The 11,037-nt window shown below is 45.5% G+C and carries 9 protein-coding genes and 1 other RNA gene; 3 read left to right on the top strand and 7 right to left on the bottom strand.

Annotated elements, in window-relative coordinates:
* Positions 1-188: 188 nt before the first annotated feature.
* The 3 genes from B5J94_RS07265 to ssrA all read left to right on the top strand — a co-directional run bounded on the left by B5J94_RS07265 (position 189) and on the right by ssrA (position 3,900).
* Positions 189-2,273, top strand: a complete 2,085-nt coding sequence (locus tag B5J94_RS07265; protein ID WP_062498543.1) for an OmpA family protein — start codon at positions 189-191, stop codon at positions 2,271-2,273.
* A gap of 386 nt (positions 2,274-2,659) precedes the next feature.
* Positions 2,660-3,484 carry a substrate-binding periplasmic protein gene (locus B5J94_RS07260; RefSeq protein ID WP_062498542.1) on the top strand — a complete coding sequence of 275 codons (825 nt, stop codon included), beginning with the start codon at positions 2,660-2,662 and terminating at the stop codon, positions 3,482-3,484.
* 57 nt (positions 3,485-3,541) lie between these two features.
* Positions 3,542-3,900: a transfer-messenger RNA gene (gene ssrA / locus B5J94_RS07255) on the top strand.
* Positions 3,901-4,015: 115 nt separating this feature from the next.
* Here ssrA and B5J94_RS07250 read toward each other — a convergent pair.
* From B5J94_RS07250 to gpJ, 7 genes are read right to left on the bottom strand one after another with little or no spacing between them, the layout of a single operon-like run.
* Positions 4,016-4,702, bottom strand: a complete 687-nt coding sequence (locus B5J94_RS07250) for a M15 family metallopeptidase (RefSeq protein WP_079364029.1) — start codon at positions 4,700-4,702, stop codon at positions 4,016-4,018.
* A gap of 40 nt (positions 4,703-4,742) precedes the next feature.
* Positions 4,743-5,045: a hypothetical protein gene (locus tag B5J94_RS07245; RefSeq protein ID WP_062498541.1), complete on the bottom strand. Its 303-nt coding sequence runs from the start codon at positions 5,043-5,045 to the stop codon at positions 4,743-4,745.
* The gene (locus B5J94_RS07240; RefSeq protein WP_062498540.1) at positions 5,038-5,412 is read right to left on the bottom strand and encodes a hypothetical protein; all 375 of its coding nucleotides are present in this window, start codon (positions 5,410-5,412) and stop codon (positions 5,038-5,040) included. The genes B5J94_RS07245 and B5J94_RS07240 overlap by 8 nt, the downstream gene beginning before the upstream one ends.
* Positions 5,409-5,591 carry a hypothetical protein gene (locus tag B5J94_RS07235; RefSeq protein ID WP_062498539.1) on the bottom strand — a complete coding sequence of 61 codons (183 nt, stop codon included), beginning with the start codon at positions 5,589-5,591 and terminating at the stop codon, positions 5,409-5,411. The genes B5J94_RS07240 and B5J94_RS07235 overlap by 4 nt, the downstream gene beginning before the upstream one ends.
* Positions 5,592-5,599: 8 nt before the next feature.
* Positions 5,600-6,292, bottom strand: a complete 693-nt coding sequence (locus B5J94_RS07230) for a hypothetical protein (RefSeq protein WP_062498538.1) — start codon at positions 6,290-6,292, stop codon at positions 5,600-5,602.
* The gene (locus B5J94_RS07225) at positions 6,292-6,585 is read right to left on the bottom strand and encodes a hypothetical protein (RefSeq protein ID WP_062498537.1); all 294 of its coding nucleotides are present in this window, start codon (positions 6,583-6,585) and stop codon (positions 6,292-6,294) included. The genes B5J94_RS07230 and B5J94_RS07225 overlap by 1 nt, the downstream gene beginning before the upstream one ends.
* Entirely contained in the window at positions 6,585-11,030 is a 4,446-nt protein-coding gene (gene gpJ, locus B5J94_RS07220) for a TipJ family phage tail tip protein (RefSeq protein ID WP_079364028.1), read from the bottom strand. Before gpJ ends, B5J94_RS07225 begins: the two co-directional genes overlap by 1 nt.
* Positions 11,031-11,037: the final 7 nt, after the last annotated feature.

Genomic DNA, 11,037 nt, shown 5'->3' with positions numbered 1-11,037 from the left:
ATTTTCCATTTTCCATTTTCAAAAGATTATCGCACCGCCCAACACCATGTCAAGCCCTTACCGCATCAGATGATAAAACAGCACAAAAACAAGACAAAAGGCAAGGCGATGACGATAATGGTACAGATTTTTGCAAGAATTTGCGGTATAATAAAGGGTTAGCATAAAAACAGTTGATAAGGTGAGCGATGGACATCGTACAGTATTTGCATGGGTTGGTATCAAGTTCTATGGGCATCTCAAACGAAGATACGAGTGCGGATTTGTTAAAGCAGTATTATGCTCTAAGCACGGCACGCTTGATTGAGCTTAATGATGGCTTTGACAGCACCAATGCCAAAAATCACAGCCTGACCGCCTTGTGGGGCATGCAGGCAGAGCCTTTGGCAAGGCGTTTGGCACGCAGTTTTCACATGGATGAGCAGTCCACGATGACTCTCCTAAAAGCCATTACTCCGCCGATGATGGTGGAAGTGGCGAATTTGGCAGGGGGTCAGGGGCTGATTGCTTTTTTGGCACAAAACTTTGAATCAAGTCGCACGCATTTGCCTGCGTGGTCGCCCCAATTCATCCAAAGCTCACTGGCTCAAAAGATTGAACAATTAAATGGGCAAATGCCAAAGGCTAATTCGGCATTTATCAATTCTGACAATCCGCCCAATCAAGCAGATGAAGATATTGATAATACTCCCATCGCCACAGATGACTCACCAATTATTAGCATCACCAAAACTGCCGATATTAATGATAATATCAATACACCCTTTGATAATGACAAACAAGGGGATGATTTAAATACTAATGGCATTTATCAAGATGGCATAAATGATGATATTAATGGCAGTATCAATGGCAGTATTGATAATAATATTAATGATGATATTAACACCGATACAACCGCCGAAGATGGTATAAATGACGATAATCATCTTGATGGTCATGAGTCCATTAATTCCCCTATTAAACCCCCTATCAAGCCTAAGTTGGCACGCCCCAATCCTTTATTAATGGGACTTGGAGCAGGGCTTATCGCCTTGGCTGTCGGGGGCGGAGCGTGGTATCTCTTAAAAGACAAATCAGGCTCATCGGAGACCGCCCCCGTCCATGACCCCAATGTCGCCACACCGACCGTCAAATCGCTAAATCCACCCCGTCTGTCCCTAACATCGGGCGAGAACGGCACGCTGTACGCCTGTCAAGCCGAAGTGGGCAACAGCCAGCTCCAAGAACAACTGCTCGGGGTGCTACAAAAGAACTTCGGGCAAATCGGCTGTATCATGGACATCGATGATAATTTTGGTACATCGCTGACAGGGCTAGAACGCTTGGAGAGTATCATGGCGATGGTCAAAGCTGAGCCGTTTACCAGCATTGAGATTATCGGCGACCACATCTATGTCAATACGCCAAAGACAGACATCCTGCCTAGAATCGTCAATGACATCGCCCTGCTTGCCCCGCAGTTTGACGTCTCGCCTGCCCCCGCGTTGGACAAAGCAAATGTCATCAATCAGAGCTTTGAACGTGCCACGACCGCCCTAAATGGTCTTGATAATCCGCCCAACAACTATGATTTGTCACGCTCGGCAAGCCTTGCGGTGATTGACTTTAATGGCACAAGCGAATTGCCTGCCAACACCCATGGCGTGCTGTCACTACTGGCAGAGAAAATCAAAGCCAACCCCAACATCAAGCTCATCATCGCAACTCATACCAGTGGCGGAGATGGCACTGACCGCATGGCAAATCTTAGCCTATCACAAAGTCAAGCCGAAGCGGTCAAAGCCTTTTTGGTAGAGCAGGGCGTAAGTGATACCCAGCTGACCCCCAAAGGTGTGGGCGACAGCTTTCCAATATCGGACAACGTGACCGAGTTGGGTCGCTTTAAAAATGGGCGGACAGAGTTTTTGGTGTTTGATGAAGCGACCATGACCGCACTCAACGTGGACATGACCCAGCTTGTGCCAGCACCAAACACCACCATGCCCGTCCAAAGCATGCCCATACAGACCATGCCAGAGTCCATGCCCGTACAAAACATGCCTGTACAAGGCATGCCCGATGGCAACTACCTGCCCCAACCTGTACAAAATGTACAACCCATCATCACAGACAGCCATCCTGTTCAACAAATCCAAGTCCCTACCCCATCAGGTTATATTGGCACTACCCTGCCAGCAAGCACACCTGACCTGCCTGATGACTTTTTTGAGCTTAGTAACGCCACAATTAGCTCTGAGCAAGGGCGGGACACAGAAAGAGAGATACGTTAGGTACAAAACGTGAGTTTAACCCATTTTTAAACAGCAGACCCGTGATAAGTCACGGGTTTTTTATAAAAATAAATTACAGTATAGAAACAAAATTGAAATAAAAAAAGCATGCCTAGCACCCGTCAATCAGAACAAAGTAGTTTGTCATTTATTAGATTTCATGAAAATTAGGATTGATATTTTTGGCTAAATATATAAAAATATAATAATTACAGATACTTATAAAAAATCCCTGATATCATTAATGAATTTTTCCAATATTAGTCATTGCAAAAATCAATGTTATTTTATACAATATTGTCAATATTTAGTATGATTATTGTTAATAAATCTACCCAATATTGTTAAGAAAGGTTAAATAAACATAAAAATCGTTAGGAGCGGTTATGAAATATACTTCATTTTTAGGTCAAGGCGTCATGATTGGTGCCATTTGCATGGCTGGACTTTTATCAGCTTGTGGCGATAAGGAACCCACCATACAAAACACTGCCAACCCCGACACTGCCACCACTCACACCAAAACCATCAAAGTAGCAGTCAATAGTGGCATGTCGCCTTTTGCTTATATTGACGGCAAGGGCAACCCTATCGGATTTGATGTGGAACTTATTACTCACATCGCTCAAAAAAATGGCTATGCGGTCAAATTTAACGTCCTGCCATGGCAAGAGATGTTTAAATCGGTCGAGCAAGGCACCAGTGACCTTGCCATCTCATCCATCTCCTACTCTACCGAACGTGAAGGCAAATACCTGCTTAGCAACCCTTATGTGTATATGCCTGCGGGGATTTTATCTTTGGATGGTACGGTCATCAACTCAGTAACAGACCTAAAACCCATGCGTCTGGGCATGCAGCATGGGGCGATTTTTATGGACATCGCTAAGGAGCACGGGATTGAGCAGGTGGTCACCAAGGACAAAATCTTTTTGAGCTTTCAAGATTTGATTAATGGTAAAGTAGATGCCATCGTCAGCGACAAACAAATCGTCCAACACTTTGCCAAAAGCTATCCTGAGTACAAAACCAATGTTTTAGAGTATGGTAATACCAATGACAAAGGCTCGTACGCTGTGGCGATAGCACCCAAGAGTAAAACTCAGGTCATCGAGATGTTCAACCAAGGTGTCGCAGAGATGAAAGCATCGGGCGAGCTGGCAAAACTTGAAACAAAATGGTTTGAAAACAGCACCGATAAACCAATGTAACCATGATGTGATTAAGTGCTTGATTTGGCAGGTGGTTTTTGTTATAATCAAGCCATTGGGGATGTTCTGGCTTCGACGCTGGTAATGAAACCTAATGATGCACGTCAAGAGCGTATGCCTCTTGTAAATCAACATACAATTTAAAATAGTCGCAAACGACGAAACTTACGCACTAGCAGCCTAAGGGCTACTTGGGTCGGCACAGATTGCCTTTGGTCTGGTTGCTCACCCCGATGCGAACGCACAAAGGATAGTATCTGTTAGCGTTGCGATGACAGGTGCGAACTCTTAGCAAATCGTCCAATCCACCCTGACTGTCGGGTCGGTGCGGATTAAAGCCAAAGACAGACTCTAAGCGTGTAGAGTCATGGGCGTAGTGCTGGCGGACGCGGGTTCAACTCCCGCCATCTCCACCAAATAAACCCTTAAAAGTCAATCACTTAGGTGGTTGGCTTTTTTATTTGACTTATTTTTGACTTATTTTATAATTTAAATAAAAAACAACCCCCTACCGTGTGGTAGGGGGTTGTTTTATGCAGGTAACTCAAAATGCACGCCGTCCAAAAACGGTTTTTTACCAAGTTTGGCACGCTCATTTTTATACGCTTTGACCCAATCTTGGGGCGTACCAGATTTATTGGTGATGACCGTCCACGCACCGCCCCACCGTACATTTACGCCAAGCTCGCTACTTGCTTGTGCCATTGCTTTGGCAATAGTGAAGTAATGGCTAAAATCCCAAGACGCTTGACCGTCCACGATAGCAACCAAATCAACAGCGTGTCCCGTCAAGTGTCGGCTGTTCATGGTTTGGCTCTTGCCTGTTCGGACATACTCTCGTTGCTTTTCAATCGTACGTACGCCTTCTGACACACGAAAATCCACGCCAGTTATCTCAATGGCACGCTTGACGACTTTTACCAAATTGGGATTTACGCCTTGCAATCTTTTTAGGCTCAATTCGCCAAGGCTAAAATTAGGCTTATTTTTGGGTAGGGCATCATCCACGGCATCTAGCAAATGTTCGTTACCGTCCACCGTGGGGTCGGTCGCATGGATAACCGCCACGTCTTTTTGTTCTGCGGTAGTGCAAACCCCCCGTTTGATCGCAAGCTCTACCGCTTTGACGGTTAATTTACCTGCGATGCCGTCAATATCGCCTGTGTATAAGCCCGCTTCTTTAAGCCGAGTTTGTAACTGTCTTACATAGCTACTCATAATTTACTCCATAAAAAAAGCCCTTAGGGGCGTTGAAAAATCAAATCTTACGTCTAAAACGTCTGCGTATCTTGATATAATGCTTTTGCACTTTTAAAATATCGCCAACCCAATACACCAAAAATAAAAATCGGCTAAACACTTCTAGACGGGTAATGATTGGATCATCGAAACTGGCATATAGCATAATTGACCAAGCCAACATACCGATTGACATAAGCCAAGCATCTACAACGGGGGTTTTAGCTGTCGAGAATGCTTTTAAGTGCTTGATGAACGTATAAACGCCCATCAAAAATCCCACCACACAAACAAAAGCATTAACAATCAATAAATTACTCATCGTTTCGCTCCTTTTTTGACCACGGCACAAACTTATCTTGTGCGGATTTGTAAAGCTCATTTTGTCGCTTTTGGTCGCTGATAAAAACCAAAAGCCCTGTTACTATTGGTGTGCTAAGCAAGGACGTAATAAACCCCCAAAGCAGTAGTGTGCTTAGCGGTGGCTCGGCATTTTGGTTAAGGTATAGCACCATCGCCATACCACTCATCGTGCCTATCAAGGTTTTGGCAATAAATGGGTGTCTTAGGCGGTGGTCTGTGTCATCAATCTTGATAAACGCACTAGCTAGACCGCCAAAGGCACAAAACACCCAAAACGGCAACCAACTTAATAAAAAAGGGGCTGATAGCCCCTGTAAATTTGTCATTTTTTACCCTCCAAGGTTTCAATTTCTCTAGTTAATATCGCCATATAATGGGCGATGACATTACGCTCTTGGCTGACTAGCTCTCTATGCTCAGAGGGCTGTGGTCGCTGTGCTATTTCATCTAGCCATACTCTGCGTTTTTGCAGGGTGTCTATTAATGATTGAGTGTGTTGTTTCATGGTTGCTCCTAATTAATGTTATCAAGATTGACGGTAAAAAATTCAGTTCTTAGACTTCTATCAATGGGAATATGTGCATTACTAAAACTCCAAGACCATACTTGTGGGCCAACAGCAAACATCATGATGCCGTCATCACTCCAAAATCGATAGTCATAAGCATAGATTTGCGACATACTTGGACTTTTTGTTATGCCAGCTGGCAAATTAGTGAACAGAAAGCCTATTTTATGTGCTGACGCAGTATCGATTGTGTACTGATATTCAGGTCTACCACTCTCCGTGTACCAAGACGTGGACGGGTCTATTTCATATTTTTTGATGAGCGATAGTAACCTGCTGTCGCTATTAAATAATTCTGTACCGTTGTGGTCAAATATCTGTAATCCGACATTTGTTGATGCGACCACTTGCGGTTTGAATATATACTCCTCAATAATTAAGTCGCCATTTTGCACTCTGTTATCATCTCTTAAAATACAAGTAACACCGCCAAATGGTGGAAATATTCCGTGACGCCAAAGCGAACCATCGCCACTTACTTTTGGTAAAAATACAGAAATACTGCCATCATTTTTTTGTAGATTTACAAGCTGTGTGTTTTTGAGATTGTGTACAGTTTTATACTGATACACCATTGGGATAGTCTCTGTGCTAATTTGCACGGACTGTGCATCATTGATAATATGAATACCTTGCATCAAAACACCCCATAGTAAATTGTGAAATTGCCTTTTGTGCCAAAACCTCCTTTATCATCATCAACTTTTATGCGATAAGTGTTTGTTTGTGCATCAAACACCCCTTTAATATCATAGCCAGATAACATTGAATCGGCTAGAAAAAATGGCGTACCCCACGCAAAACGATTGTCTTGTATGTTAAACTCATTGGCAGACGACACCACTATTTTGCCAAATATTGATGTCGTCTGAACATTTGAATCAAGTGTTAGGTTGCCATTAACATCCCACACTTGTAACCCTTGGGCCATTACCACACTCCTAGTCTGACACGCAGACGGTTGTTGTTATCATAGACAAGCAGTACACCATCTTTAATCTCAAGTCTTGCGCCTGTTTCTGCTGATTTGAAATGTCCAATGTTTGCAGACAGTGCTGACAAACTTTGAATGCTTGCTCGATTAATCTTAGCCACATCAATACTGCCGTTAGCAATATACGCACTATCAATATAAGTCCCTGCAGGTACAGTTACGCCATTGATGACCTGTGGCGAAGCCAAGACCATAAACGGCATAGACCCTTTACCGCCAGCGGGCGGTGCGACATAAAACTTATCGGCACGCACGGCAAAGTCCGACACGCCGTTGTTACTTGCTAATCCGATACCTGCCACGATACCGCCTGTTTGGACTTTGACCGTATATTGAGCATTAAGACCATTTAGGCTTTGGGCGTGCTGTTGTATGCTTGCCGTTTGACCCTGCACGGTGGTTTGCAGGGTCTGCACGGCTCGGGCGGTGGCGGTGTCTTTTGTCGCTTGTGCAGATTTAAACTCATCAAGATTGGTACTCACATCGCTTGCCAATCCTGCCACCTGCATTTGCCACACATTATTGTCGGTGCGTGTCCAATAACTTGAAATTCTGACAAAACTGGCATTTTCGCTGTTAAAAGTCGCATAATCGCCACCCTTTGCAATGATTTGTCCCTTGATGAACTCTTTATTTTCATCAAGCCAAATCACACGCAAATTGCTAAAATTCCCTTCAAATGAGCGTATTTCATACACGGTATTTGTTTTGACACTGATAAAATCGCTGGCACGGTGGCTCGCCCAAGCGGTCAGTTGCCCGCCATTGTTTTCGTCCAAAAAATGTCCGTTTGTGGCGGTGCTTGATTTAAACAAATTGCCACTATCAAAGCGTGCATTAAGCTGACTTTGAGCCGTTGCTAATGCTTGATTTGTGTCGCTTGTTGTGCGTTCTAGCGTTGCGATTTTGCTCTCACTTGTACCGACACGTCCGCTTACCCCTTGCACCGTGCTTTCAAGCGTTCGCAGGGCTTGGGCGTTGGCGTTATCGCCGTTTGCTCGTGCAGTTTCTTCACGGGCGATACGGGCGGTCATGTCTGTATCAGCCTTTTTGTACTGCGTATCAAGCGTGTTAATACGCTGAGATAAGGCATTGTCAGCATTTGCTGATGTTTGTTTAAACTCATCAAGATTGGTACTCACATCGCTTGCCAATCCTGCCACCTGCATTTGCCACACATTATTGTCGGTGCGTGTCCAATAACTTGAAATTCTGACAAAACTGGCATTTTCGCTGTTAAAAGTCGCATAATCGCCACCCTTTGCAATGATTTGTCCCTTGATGAACTCTTTATTTTCATCAAGCCAAATCACACGCAAATTGCTAAAATCGCCATTGTACGCTTTGATTTCGTATAAGGTGTTTTGGCTTACAAAAATGTCATCACTAGCACGGTGCGACCCCCACGGCTTTAATGCACCGTTTTCCCTTTCTTCGTAGTAATGACCAAGCGTGGCGGTGCTGGCTTTGAACAAGTTTGCGTGTTCAAATCTCGCCCCCAGTCTATCAATACTACTCGCTTGCCCTGCTTGCGTCTGCTTAATCGCACTAATCTCGGACGTGGCATTATCCGCCTGTGTTTTGATTTGGGTGTATTTTTGCGATAAATCGCCTGTGGTTACGCCCAAATCACGGATGGATGACGTATGAGAGCCAACAGTTTGGGTAAGATTGGCGATTTCTTGCGTTTTGGCAGTGTCGGCAGTTTGTAAAGCAGTAATATCACGGATGGCGGAAGTGATGCGATTACGCTCGGTGGTGATGTTGCTAATGGCGGTTTGTAATTCACGGTTTGCCGTGGCAAGCTGACTATTTAGCGTGGGCAATTGTGCATTGACCCCGTCCACCGCAGTTTGCAATTCACCGATTTTGGCAATGGGTGTACGTAAGGTTTGGTCAAGATGACTGCCATTAATCTGACCACTGATAAGCTCAAGCACCTTGCCAGCATCCGCCGATGTCGTGCCACGCACCCAGTCCGTCCAGTCCGATGTATTACCCAGCTTATCCACGATTCGCCCACGATAAAACTGGGTAAGATTACCCTGTAAGCCTGTAATCTCGTGCTTATTTGTCGGATAAGCAAATGTACCAAGGGTTGTGATATTACTTCTGCCGTCTGGGCTGACTTGGATTTGGGTGTAACTGGTATCATCGCTGCCACGGTCAAAATTCCACCCCACATTCATGGCAAATAATAGCCCTTGGACGGTAAGGTTAATGGGGCGTGGCGGTTTGCCTTGTTTGCCTTGTATTTGTGTCAGATTTGAGTGCGTGGCTAGGCTTGCTTGCCCAAAGGCAGAAATCGCCGTTACGCGGGCTTCATATTGCCCTGCGTACACGCCTGTGATTTCAATGCTGTTTGTGCCTGTTGGTGGCAGGGTCTGCCAGTTGCCGTTGTCGGCTCGCCACGCCACGGCATATTTGACCGCACCAGCCACTTGCTCCCAACCAATGACAAGGGTGGTAATGCTCACGCCTTGATTGATCGTGTGATAGCTTGACAGATTGACCGACTTTGTGGGGGCTTGCACAGTCGGATTGATGACACTAATCGGACGCTCGTGGGTGTACGCACCGTGGTCGATGGCATCGTATTTGACAGGGTTATACTGCACGGCAGTGATGGTAAAAGTGTGATTGTCATCAGCGGTTACTGACAGCACACGAAACCTCATCGTGGCAAGGTCTTGACTGTCTAGCACCCACACATTTTGCTCACTGATGCCACCAAAGGCTTTTGTTACCGTGATTTTATCGCCACTGACCGAGCGGATTTGCCGTCTTTGGCTGATGCCGTCATTACCATTAATCACCAGCGTATCGCCCACGTTGGCGGTAATGGGGCGGTCTAGGGTGATGACGGTCTTTTTATCATTCATCGCAAGCACACGCCCACCTGTGGCACGCCCTGCAAATAGCTCATCGCTAATCTCAATCACTTTGGCAGGGGCAGGGATATAGCCGTCCAAGCCCACCTTAAACGTTACCATTCGTGTTTCTAGCTGTTCGGACTTCAACGCCCAAATGCCAGCTCGTTGGGCTTGCCCCTTGGATGTACAGCCAAAGGCGTTGATGTCAAGCGTGCGTATGCCGTATTTGGCAATCGCTGCTTCATCTCTGACATATTCATATTCGGTCTTAAAATGGTTGGCAGGGTTATCCCAAGCGACTTTGGCAACCGTGTGGCGGTCACGGGAGCGTGTGCCTGTATATTCAAACACGCCATCAATGACATTGGCACGGCTAAAACTGTAAATGCTGTCTTGGGGAATATCAGCATCTAGCACAATGCTTGTGCCGTCCCAGTAGCTAATCGCACGAAATACGCCAGCCAATTTTGATAATAATTCAAACGCCCCTTCGGCAGACTGGATATACACATTGACGGTAAAGCGTGGCTCTTGTCCGCCCATACCGTCATCGACCATTTGGTCGCAATACTGGGCAAGGCGATACAAGCTCCATTTGTCAATCATATATTCTTTAAGCCGTCCGCCCAAACCGTAGCGAGTGGCGGTGCAAAGGTCATAATACACCCACGCAGGGTTATTGCTATATGCCAACTTAAATTCGCCATTCCATAAGCCGTCATAGGTGCGTGAAATGGGGTCATAATTCGTTGGCACTTTGATGATTAGACCACGACAGCGAGCCGACATTTTGGCAACGTTGCTAAACTGCTCGGCATCATAGCGTAAGCCTAACAGGGCAGTATTGGGATAACGAAGTTTTAAATCAATCACTTCGCTAATGGCAGAGATGTACATTTTATCACTGACAAAATCGGACGTGCTGTTGGGTGTGATACGGCGGACACGCACCTGCCAGCCTGTTTGTGCCGTGGGCAAGTCAATACGGTGGCTACGCTCGTAAGCGTCCGATGTTTTGGCATTGATGGATGTATTTAGGGCTTGTACCCAGCCACCGTTGTCGGTTTTGACATCGATGGCATAATCAATCTTAACGCCTGACACATCGCCATTATCAGCATTTTGTGAACGCAATGTCCCCCATTTTAGACGGACACGCAGGGCATCAAGGTCAAGATTATTAAAGGCTTTGATGTAAGGCGTGCCGTGTTTTAGTTCAACACCCACCGCCGTCTCACTTGCCACATCAGGGAAACCATCAATATAAGTCTGGTCGTTCGTGCCTGTGCGAAAATCCACTTTGACACCCGTAAAGTTAAACTCTCCGTTGTCATTTTGCAGGGGCGTGTCTTCCAAATAAACGGATTTATAGCCATTTGCCAAACCTGCAATCTCACCTTCGCCCAAGCCGTAGAGTATCTTGATGTAAGTTTTGGACTGAGCAGAGTCAGGGGCGATGATGGGCTGACGTGGTTTGCTACTGCCTTTTTTAGCACCGTAAATGGTCATTTTTTAT

It is taken from the genome of Moraxella lacunata (assembly GCF_002027545.1).
Lineage (GTDB): Bacteria > Pseudomonadota > Gammaproteobacteria > Pseudomonadales > Moraxellaceae > Moraxella > Moraxella lacunata.
This window is presented reverse-complemented; position numbering and strand designations above follow the sequence as displayed.

Bases quoted from the DNA above. Each gene is read 5' to 3' on its own strand.
- B5J94_RS07265 (WP_062498543.1), top strand. From the start codon at position 189: ATGGACATCGTACAGTATTTGCATGGGTTGGTATCAAGTTCTATGGGC.
- B5J94_RS07260 (WP_062498542.1), top strand. From the start codon at position 2,660: ATGAAATATACTTCATTTTTAGGTCAAGGCGTCATGATTGGTGCCATT.
- B5J94_RS07250 (WP_079364029.1), bottom strand. From the start codon at position 4,702: ATGAGTAGCTATGTAAGACAGTTACAAACTCGGCTTAAAGAAGCGGGC.
- B5J94_RS07245 (WP_062498541.1), bottom strand. From the start codon at position 5,045: ATGAGTAATTTATTGATTGTTAATGCTTTTGTTTGTGTGGTGGGATTT.
- B5J94_RS07240 (WP_062498540.1), bottom strand. From the start codon at position 5,412: ATGACAAATTTACAGGGGCTATCAGCCCCTTTTTTATTAAGTTGGTTG.
- B5J94_RS07235 (WP_062498539.1), bottom strand. From the start codon at position 5,591: ATGAAACAACACACTCAATCATTAATAGACACCCTGCAAAAACGCAGA.
- B5J94_RS07230 (WP_062498538.1), bottom strand. From the start codon at position 6,292: ATGCAAGGTATTCATATTATCAATGATGCACAGTCCGTGCAAATTAGC.
- B5J94_RS07225 (WP_062498537.1), bottom strand. From the start codon at position 6,585: ATGGCCCAAGGGTTACAAGTGTGGGATGTTAATGGCAACCTAACACTT.
- gpJ (WP_079364028.1), bottom strand. From the start codon at position 11,030: ATGACCATTTACGGTGCTAAAAAAGGCAGTAGCAAACCACGTCAGCCC.